The sequence below is a fragment of the Bradyrhizobium sp. Tv2a-2 genome (assembly GCF_000472425.1).
Classification (GTDB): domain Bacteria; phylum Pseudomonadota; class Alphaproteobacteria; order Rhizobiales; family Xanthobacteraceae; genus Bradyrhizobium.
In genome coordinates this window covers 95,065-112,891 of sequence record NZ_AXAI01000003.1, presented here as the reverse complement: position 1 = coordinate 112,891, position 17,827 = coordinate 95,065, and the positions used below count along the sequence as shown (strand labels likewise).

Genomic DNA, 17,827 nt, shown 5'->3' with positions numbered 1-17,827 from the left:
GGAGGGAGCTTACGCGATTGCAGCCGGTATTGGCTACTCAGCCAGCCTCCGGCCCGTCACCCTCGACTTCCTGCGGCAATTCGATCAGCACACGGCCGCCGGCGATATCGACCGTCGGCACCACGGCATTGGTGAAGGGCAGCAGCATGGTCGCGCCCTGTGGCGGCGCGATTTCCAGGATGTCGCCGGCGCCGAAATTGTGAATGGCGACGACACGGCCGAGCAACTCTTCCGTCGTGGTAACAGCGGCAAGCCCGATCAGGTCGGCGTGGTAATATTCATCCTCGTCAGCGGCCGGCAGCTTGTCACGGGGGACATAAAGCTCCAGGCCGTTGAGGCGCTCCGCTTCGTCGCGCGTCGCTATCCCCCTGAATTGCGCGACCAGGTGGTCCTTGGCCTCCCGCGCGCTTGCGATCTCAAACTTCCGCGTGCCGTCCTTGGTTGAGAGCGGCCCGTACCGCTTCACCGCGAAGGGGTCCTCGGTGAAGGTCCAAAGCTTCACGGCGCCGCGCACACCATGCGCAGCGCCGATCCGGGCGACACAGACTTGTGCGGGCGCCGTCACGCGCGACCGCGATTAGGCCTTGGCAGCAGCTTCGGCCTGCGCCTTGCGCTCCTTGCGCGGCACGGCCTTTTCCGGATTGTTGCGGGCTTCGCGCTTTTTCACGCCAGCGGCGTCGAGGAAGCGCATCACGCGGTCCGACGGCTGCGCACCCTTGGCGAGCCACGACTTGACCTTGTCCATGTCGAGCTTCAGGCGGCCCTCATTGTCCTTGGGCAGCAGCGGGTTGAAATGACCGAGGCGCTCGATGAAGCGGCCGTCGCGCGGAAAGCGCGAGTCGGCGGCGACGACATGATAGACCGGACGCTTCTTGGTGCCCGCACGAGCGAGGCGGATGACGACTGACATTTGGTTCTCCTGTTTGTTCGTCTGAAGTTCAATCAATTGAAAGTTGGTCCGTCATCTTTCCAGGCGCGTTCCTGAGGACGACGGTGAGAGAGTGTGCGCCCCTCATTTCTTCTTCCCCGGGAAACCGCCGAGTCCGGGCAGGGTTGGCTTGCCGCTGAGGCCGGTGAGCCCGGGCAGGTTGGGAAGGCCCGTGCGCAGCCCCGGGGGAAGATCTTTCGGCAGATTGGGCATGCCTTCCGGCAGGCCACCACCGCCCTTCATCTTCTCGGCCATCGCCTTCATCTGCTCGGGCGAGGGCATGCCGCCACCGCCGCCGCCAAAGCCCATGGCCTGCGCGATGCCGGCGAGCGGACCGCGCTTGCCGGAGCCCATGGCCTTCATCACGTCGGCCATGTTCCGGTGCATCTTGAGGAGCTTGTTGACTTGTTCGACGCTTTGGCCGGCGCCGGCGGCAATGCGCTTCTTGCGGCTGGCCTTGAGAACATCCGGATGGCGCCGCTCGTCGCGCGTCATGGAGTCGATGATCGCAACCTGGCGCTTCAGGATCTTGTCGTCGATGCCGGCGGCCGCGATCTGGTTCTTCATCTTGGCAATGCCGGGCATCATGCCCATCAGGCCGCTGATGCCGCCCATATTCGCCATCTGCGACAGCTGCTCGCGCATGTCGTTGAGGTCGAACTGGCCCTTGCGCATGCGTTCCGCAGTGCGTGCGGCCTTCTCGGCGTCGATCGAGGCTGCAGCTCGCTCGACCAGCGACACCACGTCGCCCATGCCGAGGATGCGTCCGGCGATACGGCTGGGGTGAAACTCCTCCAGCGCGTCGGTCTTTTCGCCGGTGCCGATCAGCTTGATCGGCTTGCCGGTGACCGCGCGCATCGAGAGCGCCGCGCCGCCGCGCCCGTCGCCGTCGACGCGGGTCAGCACGATGCCGGTCAGGCCCACACGCTGGTCGAACGAACGGGCGAGGTTGACCGCGTCCTGGCCGGTCAGGGCGTCGGCGACCAGCAGCACTTCATGCGGATTGGCGGCGGCTTTGATGGCGGCTGCTTCGGCCATCATCTCTTCGTCGAGCGTGGTGCGGCCGGCGGTGTCGAGCAGCACGACGTCATAGCCGCCGAGCTTGCCGGCCTCCATCGCGCGCTTCGCGATCTGAGTCGGCTGCTGGCCTTCGACGATCGGCAGCGTCGCGATGTCGAGATCGCGTCCCAGCACCGCCAGCTGCTCCATGGCCGCCGGACGGTAGACGTCGAGCGAAGCCATCAGCACCTTGCGCTTGTCGCGCTGGGTGAGGCGGCGCGCGAGCTTTGCGGTGGTGGTGGTTTTGCCGGAGCCTTGGAGACCGACCATCATTATCGGAACCGGCGGCACGGCGTTGAGGTCGATGGTCTGACCGTCGGCGCCGAGGGTGGCGACGAGCTCGTCATGGACGATCTTCACAACCATCTGGCCGGGCGTGACCGATTTCACGACCGTGGCGCCGATCGCCTGCTCGCGGACCTTCTCGATGAAGCTCCGCACCACCTCCAGCGCGACGTCAGCTTCCAGGAGAGCGCGCCGCACCTCGCGCATTGCGGCATCGACGTCCTTTTCGGTCAGCGCACCGCGCCCCGTCAAACGATCGAGGATGCCGCCAAGCCTTTCCGACAGATTGTCGAACAATGCCGTTGTCCTTTGTCCTGCCCGCAGACCAGCGGGACATGACGCCCAAATAAGCGCTTCCACACCGGGCGAAAGCACCACACAAAACACATTCGCGCCCGAGGGCGCACAGCGCTGTCGGGCGTTGACCTCCGGCCTCTTGGACCGGGCGGTGGCTCGAAAAGAGTACACTTTCCGATGAACGGGCTGCGTTAAACCCCCGGAGGGCCAAAAAGTCAAGGAAACTCGGCCCGAAACGCCGTGCGTTTCGGTCTCGCCGATTGGCTGCCTCTTGCGGAAACGGCGTTTTCTGGCTCAATCGAGAATGAAATGAGCCGCCGCAACGAAAAGACCTATTCCGGACCCAAATCCGATCATTTTGACGGGGAGCGCTTCTTCGATCCCCAGGGCGCGCCGCCAAAGAAGCTGCGCGAGGTGCTGCGCTGGCAGTTCGGCGGCGAGCGGGAGCGGGTGAAATGGCCCGAATGGGTCGATAACGCCTTTTCCGATACCCCGCCGCCGCGGGTCGATGGCGGCAAGGTCCGGCTGTCCTTTGTCGGCCATGCGAGCTGGCTGATCCAGACCGCGGGTCTGAACATCCTGGTCGATCCGGTCTGGTCGATGCGGGTGTCGCCCGTCAGATGGGCCGGGCCGAAGCGGCACAATGATCCCGGCATTGCCTTCCCGGCGCTGCCGCGCATCGACACCGTACTGGTCTCGCACGGCCATTACGACCATCTCGATGTTGCGACGCTCTCACGGCTCGCCAAGACATTTGCGCCGCGCGTGATCACGCCGCTCGGCAATGATCTCGCCATGCGGGCGGCCGACGTGGCGATCAAAGCGGAGAGCTACGACTGGCACAACCGCGTCGAAATCGGCGGTGGCGTTGCCGTGACTCTGGTGCCGACCCATCATTGGTCGGCGCGCGGGATGTTCGACCGCAACCGCGCGCTGTGGGCAAGCTTCGTGCTGGAGACACAAGCGGGCAAGATCTACATCGTCGGCGACTCCGGCTACGGCGAGGGCAAGCATTTCCGCCATGTGGCGGAAGCGCATGGACCTCTGCGGCTCGCGCTGCTGCCGATCGGCGCCTATGAGCCGCGCTGGTTCATGCGCGACCAGCACATGAATCCGGCCGATGCTGTGAAGGCGCTGGCCGATTGCAGGGCGGAAGCCGCGCTCGCTCATCACCACGGCACGTTCCAGCTCACCGATGAAGCCATCGACGCACCGGCGCTGGCGCTGGCCGAGGCGCTCGACGCGGCGAAGATCCCGCGCGAGCGGTTTGCGGTGCTAAAGCCGGGACAGGTGGTGGAGATTTAGACTCGGTCGTCCTGGCGACGGACTATTACTGCGATGCCTTGATCCCCCAGGACACGGCGACCGTCACCGACAGCGTTTCCTCGCCTTGCGCGATCGGTGTCGGGGCAGCCATCGCCATCGGAGCGGCGCCCAGCATCTTGGCACGGAACATCGGCGTGGGCGCGCCTTCCTCGGCGATGGAGAGGGGCGTGCCGAGTGTCACGCCGGCGGCCCTGGCGTAGATCTCCGCCTTGCGTCTGGCGTCGGCGAATGCCTTGTCGCGGGCCTGGTCGAGCAGCTCGGACGCCTTTGACACGGTGAAATTGACATTGCCGATGTCGTTGGCGCCGGCGCCGACCAGCGCGTCGATCGTGCTCGCGACCTTGCTCACGTCGTGCAGCTTTACGGTCACGCGGTTGCTGGCGCGGTAGCCCGTGATTGCAGAAGGACCGGAGCGGTTGGGCGCATATTGCGGCTGCAGCGACAGGCGCGAGGTCTGAACATCCTTGTCCTCGATGCCGGCGGTCTTCAACGCTGCCAGCACTTTGGCCATCGCGGTGTTGTTGGCGTCGGACGCTTCCCGCGCGGTCTTGCCGTCGGAGGCGACGCCTGCGTCGAGGAGGGCGAGATCAGGCGATACCGAGACCGAGGCTTCGCCCGTGACTGAAATCGCCGGTGGGATATCCGATTGGGCCAGTGCCGGCGCTGCGTAGAGCGAGGCGCAGGCAACAGTCACGGCAAGAGCGAGGGCGTGTTTCATGGAGCCTACTTCAGCGGCACGTAGACATTGATCACGAGCTTGTCCTCAGCCGTCTTGATGGGATCGGTGAGGTATTCCTCGATGAAGGTGTCCTTGGCCTCGAGCTTCTTCTCGTCGAGGTGATTGGTGATCGCCTCATAGGTGTTGTCCATGTTGTCGTAGGAGCCGCGATGGACGAATTTCAGCGCGCGGCCCTCCGGCGACTGGCCCATGCTCATGGCCTTAGGCAGATTCTTCGGCTCCTGGTCAACAGGGATCTCGGCAAGGAAGGTGAAGCCGGTGTCGTCGGTCGAGGTGTAGACGATCAGCGGATTGCCCGACGGCTTGATGCCCTGCTTGTCGAGCAGCGTGCTCACTGCCTTCAGCGAATCCACCAGCGTGTCGAAGGCGGCGTCCCAATTGGCGCTGCCCTTGGCGATCACGACCTTCTTCGCCTCGAGCTTGATCTCCTGGCCGAAGGGATCGGCGGCCTGCACATTCGCTGCCGGGGGTGGGTTCTGCGCGGCGGCCGGCGGGGCCGGGGGCGCAGGTGAAGCGCCTGGCGCCGGCGAGGCGCTCGCGGCCGGCGCTGGCGTTGCCGCAGGGGCGGGGCTGGCGCTCGCCGCGGGGGCCGGGCTTGCCGCGGGGGCGGGGCTTGCGCTCGGCGCGGGCGAGGGACTTGCGGAGACCTCTGGCGTCGGCGTCGGGGAGGGCGCCTGCGCCAGCACCTCACCTGCCCAAAACGCCAGCGCGGCCGGCGCCAACGCGGCCAGAGCGAGGCGGAACATACGGAAATTCATTCGGTATTCTCCAAAACCGGCTGATGGCGCCGGCGAAGCATGGCTGTCTAACACGCTGACTGGCGTTTCGTCCCATAACAGATGAGTCATGCTGCCTTTGCTGCCCTGCGGGCTGGTCAGCGCCTCGTCTCTCGCCATATAAGGCGGACACAATTTGGATATTTTCATGAGCGTGCTTGCCAACCATGCCTTTGCCAAGATGAACGGCATCGGCAACGAGATCGTCGTCGTCGACCTGCGCGACGGCAAGGCTGCCGTGACGCCGGAGGAGGCGCGCGCGGTTGCAGCGCATGTTCCTTACGACCAGCTGATGGTGCTCTCGAGGCCGCGGCTGGACGGCACCGAGGCTTTCATCCGCATCTACAACAATGACGGATCCGAAGCCGGCGCCTGCGGCAACGGCATGCGCTGCGTGGTCCGTCGCTTGTTCGAGGCGACCGGGCAGAGCACGGCAACCTTCGAGACCAAGGCAGGATTGTTGAGCTGCTGGCAGGGGCCCACGCCCGATCTCTACACCGTCGACATGGGCGCGCCGAAGTTTGGCTGGCAGGACATTCCGCTGGCCGAGGAATTTCGCGACACCCGCTATATCGAGCTGCAGATCGGGCCGATCGATGCGCCGCTGCTGCATTCGCCCTCGGCGGTCAGCATGGGCAATCCGCACGCGATCTTCTGGGTCGACGACGTCAATGCCTACGACCTCGGCCGCTTCGGGCCGCTCCTGGAAAACCATCCGATTTTCCCGGAGCGCGCCAACATCACCCTCGCCCATATCGTTGACCGCGACCACATCACCATCCGCACCTGGGAGCGCGGCGCGGGGCTGACAAAAGCCTGCGGCTCGGCGGGCTGCGCCACTGCGGTGGCGGCGGCCCGCCTGAAGCGCGCCAATCGCACGGTGGAGATTACCCTTCCCGGCGGCAAGCTCTCGATCGAATGGCGCGAGCGCGACGATCATGTGCTGATGACCGGACCTGCCACCTTCGAATATGAGGCGCAGTTCGATCCGGCGCTGTTCGCCGGCGTCGCGTGACGCGATGAGCATCGAGGTCATCACCTTCGGCTGTCGCCTCAATGCATTTGAGTCCGAGGTCATCGCGCGCGAGGCGTCAGGCGCAGGGCTTTCCGACACCGTCGTCATCAACAGCTGCGCGGTGACCAACGAGGCCGTGGCGCAGGCGAGGCAATCAATTCGGCGACTGAAGCGCGAGCGACCGGCTGCGCGCATTGTCGTGACCGGTTGCGCGGCACAGACGCAAGCCAAGATGTTTGCCGACATGGGCGAGGTCGACCGCGTCATCGGCAATGACGACAAGATGCGCAGCTCCGCCTGGCGCGCGGCGCGCGCTGCGTTCGATGTCGAGGCGGCCGAGAAGATCGCGGTCAGCGACATCATGGCCGTGACGGAAATGGCGCCTCATCTGGTCGACGGCTTCCAGAGCGGTTTGCCGCGGGTGTTCGTGCAGGTGCAGAACGGCTGCGACCATCGCTGCACCTTCTGCATCATCCCCTTTGGACGCGGCAATTCGCGCTCGGTGCCGATGGGCGCGGTGGTCGACCAGGTGCGCGCGCTGGTTGAGCGCGGCCATGCCGAGATCGTGCTAACCGGCGTCGATTTGACGAGCTATGGCGCGGACCTGCCGGGCGCGCCGAAGCTTGGGACGTTGACCAGGCAGATCCTCCGGCACGTGCCGGAGCTGCGGCGTTTGCGGATTTCATCGATCGATTCGATCGAGGCTGATGCCGATCTGCTTGACGTCATCGCCGGCGACGAGCGGTTGATGCCGCATCTGCATTTATCGCTGCAATCGGGCGACGACCTGATCCTAAAGCGGATGAAGCGGCGCCATTTGCGTCAGCACGCGATCGATTTCTGCGCCCAGGTGCGGCGCCTGCGGCCGGATATTGCGTTGGGGGCCGATATCATCGCGGGTTTCCCGACCGAGACGGACGAGGCGTTCAAGCGCTCGGAAGATCTGGTCGAGCAGTGTGGGCTGACCTTCCTGCATGTCTTTCCCTATTCGCCGCGCCCCGGCACGCCGGCCGCGCGCATGCCGCAGGTCGCAAGCAGTCTGATCAAGGAGCGTGCGAAACGGCTGCGCGCCGCGGGCGAGGCGGCTTTGCGGCAGCGGCTGGGGTCGGAGATCGGCAAGACGCGTGATGTGCTGATCGAGAGCGAGAAGCTGGGGCGGACGGAGCATTATCTGCCAGTTGCCATATCCAGCGATACACCGGGCAAGGTGCGTCGGCTTGCGATGACCGGCCATGATGGGGCCCGGCTGTTGGCCTAGCGCACTGTCATTCCGGGCGATGCTTGGCACCGAACTCTGATGTGCTGTTACACATCTGAGAATCTCGAGATTCCGGGTCTGGTCCTTCGGACCATCCCGGAATGACCGGGCAAACTAACGTGGACGGTCGAGACAAACCGGGCCACGACGAGTGGAGAGATCACTCCCCATTCCACCCGCACGCACGCAGCCGCTCATGCATGTGCTCCGGGGCCGGCGCGACCGCGCGCACCGGGTCCTTGTTCTTCGAAATCGGGATAACCAACTCGCGTGAATGCAGGTGCAGCACCGGCTCGCCGAAGCGCGGGCCGTTGCCGTAGATATTGTCGCCGACGATCGGCCAGCCCTGGGAGGCCGCGTGTACGCGCAATTGATGGGTGCGGCCGGTGACGGGTTCCATGGCGAGCCAGGTGAGACCGTCAGCGCGGCCCAACACTTTCCATTTCGTCACCGCCGGCTGGCCGTCCGGATCAGGCTTTTGCCACCAGCCGCGCTCGGCATTGAGACGGCCAAGCGGCAGCTCGATGGTGCCTGCATCGGCAGCAGGGCCGCCTTCCACGACGGACCAATAGGTCTTGGCAATCTTGCCGTGCTTGAACAAGAGGCCGAGCGAGGCCGTCGCCTTGCGGTGGCGTCCCAGAACCAGGCAGCCCGAGGTGTCCTTGTCCAGCCGATGGGCGAGCACGGGCGGCCGCGGCAGGCCGAAGCGAAGCGCGTCGAAGGACGCCTCCAGATTGGCGCCACCCTTGGGGCCGCGGTGGACGGGTAGCCCCGCCGGCTTGTCGATCACCAGCATCAACCCGTCGCGGTGGAGCACGCGGGCCTGGATTTGCTCTGCCGTCAGTTCGGGAACATCGTTCAAGTGCAAGTCTTTCGTTTGGTGCGAGGAACGGCTAACACACCCCCCATGAACGACACCACCGCAGAAACACCCAAATTGAGCTGGTGGCGGCGGCTCTCCAACGGGCTGAAGCGCACCTCATCCTCGCTTGGCACGGCGGTCGCCGACCTCGTCACCAAGCGCAAGCTCGACCGCGCGATGCTCGAGGACATCGAGGACGTGCTCTTGCAAGCCGATCTCGGCACCGCGGTCGCTGCGCGCATTGCCGAAGCGGTCGGCACCGGCCGCTACGACAAGGCGATCAGCGCTGAAGAGGTGAAGAGCGTCGTTGCCACGGAAGTCGAGAAGGTGCTGGCGCCGGTGGCGCGGCCGCTGGTCATCGACGCCGCCAGGAAGCCGTTCGTGATCCTGGTGGTCGGTGTCAACGGCTCCGGCAAGACCACGACCATCGGCAAGCTTGCCGCGAAATTTTCCGCCGAAGGCCGCAGCGTGATGCTGGCAGCCGGCGATACGTTTCGTGCCGCCGCCATCGAGCAGCTCAAGGTCTGGGGCGAGCGCACCAAGTCGCCCGTTGTCGCGGGCGCGCAAGGCTCGGACGCCGCAAGCCTTGCCTTCAATGCGCTCAGTACGGCGAAAGAGCAGCAGCGCGACGTGCTGTTGATCGACACCGCCGGCCGGCTGCAAAACAAGGCGGAGCTCATGAACGAGCTCGAAAAGGTCGTTCGCGTCGTCAGGAAGGTCGATGCGACGGCGCCGCATGCGGTGCTGCTCGTGCTCGATGCGACCGTCGGCCAGAACGCGCTGTCGCAGGTTGAGGCATTTCACCGCACTGCCGGCGTCACGGGCCTCGCGATGACCAAGCTTGACGGCACCGCACGCGGCGGAATCCTGGTTGCGCTGGCCGAAAAACACCAACTGCCGGTGCATTTCATTGGCGTCGGCGAAGGTGTAGACGATCTCGCTCCGTTCACTGCAAGGGATTTCGCCAAGGCGGTTGCGGGAATCGAAAGTTAGATTTTTCTCTTGTCATTACCAGCGCAGGCAAGGCATCCAGTACGCCCGCGCCACGGGCTGAGGAAGAGCGGCGCGTTCGGCTATCGATCATCATTTCGCGGCCAGCGACCGCTACAGAAGGCGCTTCATGGACAAGACTCAGCCGCATCCTTTGTTCAAGCTCGCGACCGAGCTCGGCCCGCTTCTGGTGTTCTTCGGCGTCAACGCCAAATTCCAGCTGTTTGTGGCAACCGGCGCCTTCATGGTCGCGATCGTCGCGGCTATGGTCGCCTGCTATGTCGTGACAAAGCACGTGCCCATCATGGCGCTCGTCACCGGCGGCGTGGTCCTGGTGTTCGGCACGCTGACCCTGGTGCTGCATGACGAGACTTTCATCAAGGTCAAGCCGACCATCATCTACGGCCTGTTCGCGGCCGTGCTCGGCGGTGGGCTGTTGTTCGGTCGCTCCTTCATCGCCGTGATGTTCGACCAGATGTTCAATCTGACGCCGACAGGCTGGCGCATCCTCACCGGGCGCTGGGCGCTGTTCTTTCTGGCCATGGCGATCCTCAACGAGGTCATCTGGCGCACCCAGAGCACGGACTTCTGGGTCGCGTTCAAGGCGTTCGGCGTTATCCCGCTCACGATGGGGTTTGCGATCCTGCAGATGCCGCTGATCAAGCGGTATCATATCGAGCCCGTTTCGCTGGAAGCGAGCGAGGCGGAAGCGGGCGATGTGAGCAAGGGGTGAAGTCTTGCACCGCCCCGGAATGACGGAGGAAACTAACTCCCCGCCTTCACCGCCCTATCGATCTGCGCTTTCACCACGCTCTCGAGGTTGTCCGGTGTAATCGGGCCGACCAGCTTGTAGGCGATCTTGCCGTCGCGGCCGACGATGAAGGTCTCCGGCACGCCATAGACGCCCCATTCGATCGCGGCACGGCCGTTACCGTCGACGCCGACTGAGGCGAACGGATTGCCATAGCGGCCGAGGAAACGGCGGGCGTTATCGGCCGTGTCCTTGTAGTTGATGCCGACGAGCTGGATGCGGGTGTCCTTGGCAAGCTCGGTCAGCAGAGGGGCCTCCTCATGGCAGGGCACGCACCAGGAGGCCCAGACATTGACGATCGAGACCTTGCCTTTGAACGCGGCCGGATCGAGCCCGGGCACCTGTGTGCCGTTGTTGGAGAGGCCCTCGAGTGCCGGCAGCGCAGTCTGCGGCGCCGGATGACCGATCAGCGCAGAAGGGATTCGCGAGGGATCGTCGTTGCCGAGCCGGAACCAGAAAATCGCCGCGAGCGCCATGAAGGCTACGAGCGGTAGCAGCATCAGCAACGACCTGCGCCGCGGAGCGGCTTCGGATGTCATTTGCTCGCTCATGCCGGTTCACTCATCTCATATCCGTCGCGCTGCGGCCGGAGCGTCGCGATACGCCGCTCTCCTCGAGCTCGCGCAGGCGCTGCTTCTGGCTGCGGTAGTCGAGCGTGATCCAGCCGATCAACAGCGCCACCACCAGCGCGACGGCGAGGTAGGAGGTCACGATGAAGGAGGCGTAGGGGCCAAGCGACATGGTGCGTCACGCCGGCTGCGAGGCGGGCGATGTCGCGCCCACGTCATTCGAAGCGGCACGGGCCTGCATCATCTGCAACGACCGCACCCGCCGCCGCAGGATTTCGTTGCGCATCGCCGCCACATGCAGCGTGATGAACAAAACTGTGAAGGCGATCGCCATCACCAGCAGCGGATAAAGGAAGGCCCGATCGAGCGTCGACCCGCCCATCCGGAACACGGAGGCCGGCTGGTGCAGCGTATTCCACCAGTCCACCGAGAATTTGATGATCGGCAGGTTGATCGCGCCGACCAGCGTCAGCACCGCCGCGGCGCGTGCCGCGCGCGCCGGATCTTCCACCGCCCGCCACAGCGCCATCAGGCCGAGATACATCAGAAAGAGAATGAGCACCGACGTCAGCCGCGCGTCCCATTCCCAATAGGTGCCCCACATCGGCCGGCCCCACAGCGACCCCGTCACCAGTGCGAGAAAAGTGAAGCTGGCGCCGATTGGTGCGGCAGCCTTGGCCGCGACGTCGGCAAGCGGATGCCGCCACACCAGCGTGCCGAGCGCCGATGCGCTCATCACCGCCCAGACGAACATCGACAGCCACGCATTGGGCACGTGTATGAACATGATCTTGACGGTGGCGCCCTGCTGATAGTCATCAGGCGCGGTCGCCGAGAGGTAGAGGCCGATCGCGAGCAGGACCACGGTTCCCGCCACGAGATACGGCAACAGCCGTGCCGTCAGCGACAGGAACCTGGAGGGGTTGGCGAGGTCGATCAGCGTCATGGCATCCTGTTAATGGCGGCGGCCGCCCCGCGCAATCAGCATAAGGGCGCTCGGCAAGAGTTGATCGTCATCAATCGTCAGTCCAGTCCGTGGCGCAGGCTGGCGGCGGCGGCAAACGGCCCCACCACCAGACTGACCAGCGACAATGCGCAGAGAATCGAAAATGGCGCGCCGAACGGTACCGGGCCGCTGATCGCGGCTTCCGATGCCGCCACGCCGAAAATCAAAACGGGAATCGAGAGCGGCAACACCAGCACGGCAAGCAGAAGCCCGCCGCGATGAAGCGTCACGGCCAGCGCGGCGCCGATCATGCCTGTGAAGGTCAGCGCCGGCGTACCGGCAAGCAGGGTCAGCGCCACGGCGGAAGTTGCGGCCATGTCGAGATTGAGCAAAAGGCCCAGCACCGGGGTCGCCACGATCAACGGAAGCCCGGCCGCGAGCCAATGCGCCAGTGCCTTGGCGGCGCAGGCGAGTTCCAGCGGCGTGCGGCCCATCACGATCAGGTCGAGCGAGCCGTCCTCGTGGTCGGCCGTGAACAGCCGGTCCAGCGTTAGCAGGCTCGCCAGCAGCGCACCGAGCCAGAGGATCGCGGGACCCAGCCGCGTCAGCAGCGGCAGATCGGGTCCGAGCGCAAACGGCATCAGTACCACCACGGTGAGAAAGAAGAGTACGCCAATGAGCGCCCCGCCGCCGACGCGAAGGGCGATGCTGATGTCCCGGCGGATGAGGGCGGCCAGCGCTGTCATGAGGGGCACGGCTCCACGTCGCAATTCGGCTCTTCGCCTACAGGGAAATGGCGGAGCCAGGCACGCGCTGCTCTCCCTCCCTCCTTGCGGTTGTTCAGACCGGGGACATAGTGGACGGGTGCTCGGAGACATCGTGGACACTTTCGACAGCGAATCAAGGAGGCTGTCGGATGCCGTGCCGTGGGGCACCCCCCTCCCTGATCCTCTCTCGCAAGGGGCGAGGCAACGGAGAGGGCGGTGTGCGAAGTGCGGTGGGCCAGTGGAGTCATTGCTCGCCTCCGATCCGCAACTCCTTGGAGGTCAGCCCTAGCGGCGCGTGGGTGGTCGCCACGATCAGGCCGCCGCCTGCGAGGTGGTTGCGCATCAGGCCGGTGACCATGTCTTGGCCGGTGGTGTCCAGCGCGCTGGTCGGCTCGTCCAGGAGCCAGAGCGGGCGCTTGACCGCGAGCAGGCGGGCGAGCGACAGGCGGCGGCGCTGGCCGGCGGAGAGATAGGCGGCGGGGAGGTGAGCGGCGTGCGCAAGCCCGACCGTGGCGAGGCTTTCCGCGGGATCGAAGGGCTTGCCGCCGAGAAAATCCCGCCAGAATTGCAGGTTTTCCAAAACGCTCAGCGCCGGCTTCAACGCGTCGCGGTGGCCAAGATAATGCGCCTGCTCGGGCAACGTCAGCTCGGTATCGCCGCCCTCGAGCGCCAGCGAACCCCCGGCCGGCGTAAGCAGCCCTGCAACCAGCCGCAGCAGCGACGTCTTGCCCGAGCCGTTGCGGCCGGTGACCGCCAAGAGCTCGCCCGCAACCGCTTCGAACGTCAGGGCTGAAAACACCTCGCGGCCGCCGCGCACGCATGTCAGGCCGCTTGCCAATAGCCGCATGGATTCTCGTTCCGTGCCCTCTGATAGCCCAACCGATCGCCCTGCCGATGCCCCAACGATGCCCCAACGATGCCCCAACGATTCCTGGGGGTAGCGCAGCAGAATTTATGGGCCCCAACCGCTTATCGGATGATTGACGCTGTGGCGGTGACGTTAGAAAGCTTCTATAAGCCGGAACTTGATGCAGCACACAATAATGATGGCTGCGAACCATCGGGCCCTCGGCTCGCGGTGTTATAATACCCTAAGCCGGGTAAAACTGACAATTGGGATTTCCTCGCATGACCTCTCTCGACAGCTTCAAATGCCAGAAGACCCTCAAGGTCGGCAGCAAGACCTATGTGTATTACAGCCTGGCCACCGCCGAGAAAAACGGTCTCAAGGGAATTTCCAAGCTGCCGTATTCGATGAAGGTGCTGCTGGAAAACCTGCTGCGCAATGAAGATGGGCGGTCCGTCAAGAAAGAGGACATCCAGGCGATCGCGAAGTGGGTCAGGAAGCGCAAGCTCGGGCATGAGATCGCCTTCCGTCCGGCGCGCGTCCTGATGCAGGATTTCACCGGCGTGCCGGCCGTGGTCGATCTCGCCGCCATGCGCAACGCCATGCAGAGCCTCGGCGGCGATGCCGAGAAGATCAACCCGCTGGTGCCCGTCGATCTCGTCATCGACCACTCGGTGATCGTGAACTTCTTCGGCGACAACAAGGCTTTCGCCAAGAACGTGTCAGAGGAATACAAGCAGAACCAGGAGCGCTACGAGTTCCTGAAGTGGGGCCAGAAGGCTTTCTCGAACTTCTCGGTGGTCCCGCCCGGCACCGGGATCTGCCACCAGGTCAATCTCGAATATCTCGCCCAGACCGTCTGGACCAAGAAGCAGAAGATGACGGTCGGCAAGAAGACCGCAACCTTCGAGGTCGCCTATCCGGACTCCCTCGTCGGGACTGATTCGCACACCACCATGGTCAACGGACTTGCCGTGCTTGGCTGGGGCGTCGGCGGTATCGAGGCGGAAGCCTGCATGCTTGGCCAGCCGCTGTCGATGCTGTTGCCCGACGTGGTCGGCTTCAAGCTCAAGGGGCAGCTCAAGGAAGGCGTCACCGCAACCGACCTCGTGCTGACCGTCACGCAGATGCTCCGCAAGCAGGGCGTGGTCGGCAAGTTCGTCGAGTTCTTCGGCCCTGGCCTTGACAACCTCTCGGTTGCGGACAAGGCGACCATCGGCAACATGGCGCCCGAATATGGCGCCACCTGCGGCTTCTTCCCGGTCGATAGCGCTACCATCGATTATCTCAAGACCTCGGGCCGCAAGTCGGATCGCGTGGCGCTGGTGGCTGCCTATGCCAAGGCGCAGGGCCTGTTCCGCACGGCCAAGTCGACCGATCCGGTCTTCACCGAGACCCTCACGCTCGACCTTGGTGCCGTAGTGCCTTCGATGGCCGGTCCGAAGCGTCCGGAAGGCCGCGTCGCGCTGCCCTCGGTTTCAGAAGGCTTCGCCGCGGCAATGGCCAGCGAATACAAGAAAGCGACTGATGCCGACCATCACTACGCGGTGGATGGCCGCAACTTCGAGATCGGCCACGGCCACGTGGTGATCGCCGCGATCACTTCGTGCACCAACACCTCCAATCCAAGCGTGCTGATCGGCGCCGGGCTGCTCGCGCGCAATGCAGCCGCAAAGGGTCTGAAGGCCAAGCCATGGGTGAAGACCTCGCTTGCGCCGGGAAGCCAGGTCGTCGCGGAATATCTCTCCAATTCGGGCCTGCAGACCGATCTCGACAAGGTCGGCTTCAATCTGGTCGGATTCGGCTGCACCACCTGCATCGGCAATTCCGGCCCGCTGCCCGAGGAAATTTCCAAGTCGATCAACGACAATGGCGTCGTTGCGGCGGCCGTGCTCTCCGGCAACCGCAATTTCGAAGGACGCGTCAGCCCGGACGTGCAGGCGAACTATCTCGCCTCGCCTCCGCTGGTCGTGGCTTACGCGCTCGCAGGCAGCGTGACCAAGAATCTCGCCGTCGAGCCGCTCGGCGAAGGCAAGGACGGCAAGCCGGTGTACCTGAAGGACATCTGGCCGACCGCGAAGGAGATCAGCGCCTTCGTCAAGAAGTACGTGACGGCGCCGATCTTCAAGAAGAAATATGCCGACGTGTTCAAGGGCGACACCAACTGGCGCAAGATCAAGACCACTGACAGCGAGACCTATCGCTGGAACATGAGCTCGACCTATGTGCAGAACCCGCCCTACTTCGAAGGCATGAAGAAAGAGCCGGAGCCGACCAACGACATCGTCGAAGCGCGGATTCTCGCGATGTTCGGCGACAAGATCACCACCGACCACATCTCGCCGGCCGGTTCGATCAAGCTGACCTCGCCCGCCGGCAAATTCCTGAGCGAGCACCAGGTACGGCCCGCGGACTTCAACCAGTACGGCACGCGGCGCGGCAACCACGAAGTGATGATGCGCGGCACCTTCGCCAACATCCGCATCAAGAACTTCATGCTCAAGGGCGCTGACGGCAACATCCCCGAAGGCGGTAACACCAAGCACTGGCCGGACGGCGAGCAGATGTCGATCTACGATGCCGCGATGAAGTACCAGGCCGAGGGCGTGCCGCTGGTGGTGTTTGCCGGCGCCGAATACGGCAACGGCTCCTCGCGCGACTGGGCCGCGAAGGGGACCCGTCTGCTCGGCGTGCGCGCCGTGATCTGCCAAAGCTTCGAGCGTATCCACCGCTCCAACCTCGTCGGTATGGGCGTGCTGCCGTTAACCTTTGAGGAAGGGACATCGTGGCAGTCCATCGGGCTTAAAGGGGACGAGAAGGTGACGATTCGGGGGCTGCAGGGCGAGCTGAAGCCGCGCCAGATACTGACCGCGGAGATCGTCTCCGGCGACGGCGCGTTGCAGCGCGTGCCCCTGTTGTGCCGCATCGATACCCTGGATGAGCTCGAATACTATCGAAACGGCGGCATTCTCCACTACGTGCTGCGGAAACTTGCGGCTTGATCCGAACTATGATCGGTGGCTCACTGCGAAGTGAGTAGCGGGCACCTGGGAGGCGGCCTAAGACAAAGGCCGCCTTCTTGGTGTTCGAGCATGGTCCGGACCCAAAGGAGCCCATTGGCGCCAATGCCGTGAACGAATTCTGCCCTGTGCGAAGCGCAAAGCGCTTGTACAGCCTGTGCGCGAGGAAACGGATGCGCATAGAAACTCAGCTGGCGCGCCACCGCGCCGAGAAACGGGTGTGGTGATGCAGGTGCGTGGTTGGCAATGACAGCGATGATGGCTCATAGTTCTTTCTCGCGCTGGTCAGGCGCACTCGGACTCTTTGCGATCATCGCCGTTATACGGCCAGCCCACGCCGATCCGCGTGCGGTGGTCGAGCTCTTCACCTCGCAAGGCTGCTCGTCATGCCCGCCGGCCGACAAGGTCATCGGCGAGCTTGCCAAGGATCCCGACGTCATCGCGCTCAGCATGCCGATCGACTATTGGGACTATCTCGGCTGGAAGGATACGCTTGCGGACGCGCGTTTCTCGGCGCGGCAAAAGGCGTATTCCAGGATGCGCGGCGATCGTGACGTCTACACGCCGCAGGCGATCGTCAACGGCTCGGCGCAGGTGATCGGCAGCGACATCGCGGGCATCACCCAGGCCATCCACGATACCAAGAAAAACGGCGTGATGTCGGTACCGGTGTCGATGACGCTCGCCGGCAAGCAAATCAATGTGTCGGTTGCCGAGAGCAAGGTCCCCAGCATCACGCATGGCGAGGTGTGGATCTGCTCGATCTCGAAAGCCGTGCCGATCTCCATCGGCCGCGGCGAAAATCGCGGGCAGGAAATTACCTACCACAATGTGGTGCGCAACATCCTGAAGGTTGGTGACTGGAACGGTGCGCCCGCGAGTTGGAGCGTGCCGCTCGAGAACGTGATGCGGGACGGCGTCGACGGCGCCGTGGTCTATCTGCAGGACGGCCGCAGCGACCGGCCCGGGCCAATGCTGGGTGCGGCTTTTGAACCGCTGACCACCACCTACAGCTCGCTACGCTGATATCTGCCGAATTTGTCCGTGCTTGGCGCTTGCAGCGGTGTTCGCGTGCCTTCGCGTGTTGACGAAGGCAAACGACCGCAGAAACAAAACGGGCGCCCATACATAAACAAAAAGGACCAACTTTCGTTGGTCCAGTCTGGCGTTTTGCTGCGTCAGGCCCGATCCCGACAATCCCGGGGGGCTGGGGGCTGAGGAATCCGGAACCGAAAGGACCGGGCCAACGCAGTATCCACTTATGGCTAAATAGGACGGCATGCGCTGGGCGGAAGTGGGGCGGCTTTATGATTCTACTAACGATACCGTGAC

At 64.3% G+C, this 17,827-nt stretch carries 18 protein-coding genes; 7 read left to right on the top strand and 11 right to left on the bottom strand.

Features of this window, described 5'->3' with window-relative positions; all coding sequences use genetic code 11:
• Positions 1-37: 37 nt before the first annotated feature.
• From rimM to ffh, 3 genes are all read right to left on the bottom strand, one after another.
• Positions 38-565, bottom strand: a complete 528-nt coding sequence (rimM, locus tag A3AI_RS0106670; RefSeq protein ID WP_024514833.1) for a ribosome maturation factor RimM — start codon at positions 563-565, stop codon at positions 38-40.
• A gap of 12 nt (positions 566-577) precedes the next feature.
• Complete coding sequence (gene rpsP / locus A3AI_RS0106665) at positions 578-910, bottom strand: 30S ribosomal protein S16 (protein WP_024514832.1); 333 nt, start codon at positions 908-910, stop codon at positions 578-580.
• Between the two features lie 102 nt (positions 911-1,012).
• Positions 1,013-2,569: a signal recognition particle protein gene (gene ffh / locus A3AI_RS0106660; RefSeq protein WP_024514831.1), complete on the bottom strand. Its 1,557-nt coding sequence runs from the start codon at positions 2,567-2,569 to the stop codon at positions 1,013-1,015.
• A 309-nt stretch (positions 2,570-2,878) separates the two neighbouring features.
• On the opposite strand from ffh, the gene A3AI_RS0106655 reads away from it, so the two are divergent.
• Entirely contained in the window at positions 2,879-3,874 is a 996-nt protein-coding gene (locus A3AI_RS0106655; protein WP_024514830.1) for an MBL fold metallo-hydrolase, read from the top strand.
• 25 nt (positions 3,875-3,899) lie between these two features.
• Here A3AI_RS0106655 and A3AI_RS0106650 read toward each other — a convergent pair whose 3' ends face one another.
• Both A3AI_RS0106650 and A3AI_RS0106645 read right to left on the bottom strand, forming a co-directional pair.
• A complete protein-coding gene (locus tag A3AI_RS0106650; RefSeq protein WP_024514829.1) occupies positions 3,900-4,613 on the bottom strand; it encodes an SIMPL domain-containing protein in 714 nt (237 codons plus the stop codon).
• 5 nt (positions 4,614-4,618) lie between these two features.
• Positions 4,619-5,392, bottom strand: coding sequence for a GyrI-like domain-containing protein (locus tag A3AI_RS0106645; RefSeq protein ID WP_024514828.1), 774 nt, complete (start codon positions 5,390-5,392; stop codon positions 4,619-4,621).
• Between the two features lie 166 nt (positions 5,393-5,558).
• Between A3AI_RS0106645 and dapF the strand changes: the two genes are divergently transcribed.
• Together dapF and mtaB are read left to right on the top strand one after the other, a co-directional pair.
• Complete coding sequence (gene dapF / locus A3AI_RS0106640; protein ID WP_024514827.1) at positions 5,559-6,425, top strand: diaminopimelate epimerase; 867 nt, start codon at positions 5,559-5,561, stop codon at positions 6,423-6,425.
• Between the two features lie 4 nt (positions 6,426-6,429).
• On the top strand, positions 6,430-7,683 hold the full coding sequence (mtaB, locus tag A3AI_RS0106635; protein WP_024514826.1) for a tRNA (N(6)-L-threonylcarbamoyladenosine(37)-C(2))-methylthiotransferase MtaB: 1,254 nt from the start codon (positions 6,430-6,432) through the stop codon (positions 7,681-7,683).
• Between the two features lie 160 nt (positions 7,684-7,843).
• On the opposite strand, the gene A3AI_RS0106630 is transcribed toward mtaB, so the two are convergent.
• The gene (locus tag A3AI_RS0106630; protein WP_024514825.1) at positions 7,844-8,545 is read right to left on the bottom strand and encodes an RluA family pseudouridine synthase; all 702 of its coding nucleotides are present in this window, start codon (positions 8,543-8,545) and stop codon (positions 7,844-7,846) included.
• A gap of 45 nt (positions 8,546-8,590) precedes the next feature.
• Here A3AI_RS0106630 and ftsY point away from each other — a divergent pair, with 45 nt between their 5' ends.
• Positions 8,591-9,538, top strand: a complete 948-nt coding sequence (gene ftsY / locus A3AI_RS0106625; RefSeq protein ID WP_024514824.1) for a signal recognition particle-docking protein FtsY — start codon at positions 8,591-8,593, stop codon at positions 9,536-9,538.
• A 127-nt stretch (positions 9,539-9,665) separates the two neighbouring features.
• Positions 9,666-10,268: a septation protein A gene (locus A3AI_RS0106620; RefSeq protein ID WP_024514823.1), complete on the top strand. Its 603-nt coding sequence runs from the start codon at positions 9,666-9,668 to the stop codon at positions 10,266-10,268.
• A 32-nt stretch (positions 10,269-10,300) separates the two neighbouring features.
• Here the strand turns inward: A3AI_RS0106620 and A3AI_RS0106615 are convergent, their stop codons facing one another.
• From A3AI_RS0106615 to ccmA, 5 genes are all read right to left on the bottom strand, one after another.
• The gene (locus A3AI_RS0106615; RefSeq protein WP_024514822.1) at positions 10,301-10,897 is read right to left on the bottom strand and encodes a DsbE family thiol:disulfide interchange protein; all 597 of its coding nucleotides are present in this window, start codon (positions 10,895-10,897) and stop codon (positions 10,301-10,303) included.
• Positions 10,898-10,907: 10 nt separating this feature from the next.
• A complete protein-coding gene (gene ccmD, locus A3AI_RS0106610; protein WP_024514821.1) occupies positions 10,908-11,087 on the bottom strand; it encodes a heme exporter protein CcmD in 180 nt (59 codons plus the stop codon).
• Positions 11,088-11,093: 6 nt separating this feature from the next.
• Positions 11,094-11,861, bottom strand: coding sequence for a heme ABC transporter permease (locus A3AI_RS0106605; RefSeq protein WP_024514820.1), 768 nt, complete (start codon positions 11,859-11,861; stop codon positions 11,094-11,096).
• Positions 11,862-11,938: 77 nt separating this feature from the next.
• Positions 11,939-12,607 (bottom strand): heme exporter protein CcmB, encoded by a 669-nt coding sequence (gene ccmB, locus A3AI_RS0106600; protein WP_024514819.1) that lies wholly within the window; start codon positions 12,605-12,607, stop codon positions 11,939-11,941.
• 265 nt (positions 12,608-12,872) lie between these two features.
• Positions 12,873-13,475, bottom strand: a complete 603-nt coding sequence (ccmA, locus tag A3AI_RS0106595; RefSeq protein ID WP_024514818.1) for a heme ABC exporter ATP-binding protein CcmA — start codon at positions 13,473-13,475, stop codon at positions 12,873-12,875.
• A 281-nt stretch (positions 13,476-13,756) separates the two neighbouring features.
• Between ccmA and acnA the strand changes: the two genes are divergently transcribed.
• Both acnA and A3AI_RS0106585 read left to right on the top strand, forming a co-directional pair.
• Entirely contained in the window at positions 13,757-16,477 is a 2,721-nt protein-coding gene (gene acnA / locus A3AI_RS0106590; RefSeq protein ID WP_024514817.1) for an aconitate hydratase AcnA, read from the top strand.
• A gap of 264 nt (positions 16,478-16,741) precedes the next feature.
• A complete protein-coding gene (locus A3AI_RS0106585; RefSeq protein ID WP_024514816.1) occupies positions 16,742-17,521 on the top strand; it encodes a DUF1223 domain-containing protein in 780 nt (259 codons plus the stop codon).
• Positions 17,522-17,827 lie beyond the last annotated feature (306 nt).

Coding starts and splice junctions, on each gene's coding strand:
- A3AI_RS0106585 (WP_024514816.1), top strand. CDS start 16,742: ATGACAGCGATGATGGCTCATAGTTCTTTCTCGCGCTGGTCAGGCGCA.
- A3AI_RS0106645 (WP_024514828.1), bottom strand. CDS start 5,392: ATGAATTTCCGTATGTTCCGCCTCGCTCTGGCCGCGTTGGCGCCGGCC.
- acnA (WP_024514817.1), top strand. CDS start 13,757: ATGACCTCTCTCGACAGCTTCAAATGCCAGAAGACCCTCAAGGTCGGC.
- dapF (WP_024514827.1), top strand. CDS start 5,559: ATGAGCGTGCTTGCCAACCATGCCTTTGCCAAGATGAACGGCATCGGC.
- mtaB (WP_024514826.1), top strand. CDS start 6,430: ATGAGCATCGAGGTCATCACCTTCGGCTGTCGCCTCAATGCATTTGAG.
- ccmD (WP_024514821.1), bottom strand. CDS start 11,087: ATGTCGCTTGGCCCCTACGCCTCCTTCATCGTGACCTCCTACCTCGCC.
- A3AI_RS0106605 (WP_024514820.1), bottom strand. CDS start 11,861: ATGACGCTGATCGACCTCGCCAACCCCTCCAGGTTCCTGTCGCTGACG.
- ccmA (WP_024514818.1), bottom strand. CDS start 13,475: ATGCGGCTATTGGCAAGCGGCCTGACATGCGTGCGCGGCGGCCGCGAG.
- A3AI_RS0106655 (WP_024514830.1), top strand. CDS start 2,879: ATGAGCCGCCGCAACGAAAAGACCTATTCCGGACCCAAATCCGATCAT.
- A3AI_RS0106620 (WP_024514823.1), top strand. CDS start 9,666: ATGGACAAGACTCAGCCGCATCCTTTGTTCAAGCTCGCGACCGAGCTC.
- rpsP (WP_024514832.1), bottom strand. CDS start 910: ATGTCAGTCGTCATCCGCCTCGCTCGTGCGGGCACCAAGAAGCGTCCG.
- ccmB (WP_024514819.1), bottom strand. CDS start 12,607: ATGACAGCGCTGGCCGCCCTCATCCGCCGGGACATCAGCATCGCCCTT.
- A3AI_RS0106650 (WP_024514829.1), bottom strand. CDS start 4,613: ATGAAACACGCCCTCGCTCTTGCCGTGACTGTTGCCTGCGCCTCGCTC.
- A3AI_RS0106615 (WP_024514822.1), bottom strand. CDS start 10,897: ATGAGCGAGCAAATGACATCCGAAGCCGCTCCGCGGCGCAGGTCGTTG.
- ftsY (WP_024514824.1), top strand. CDS start 8,591: ATGAACGACACCACCGCAGAAACACCCAAATTGAGCTGGTGGCGGCGG.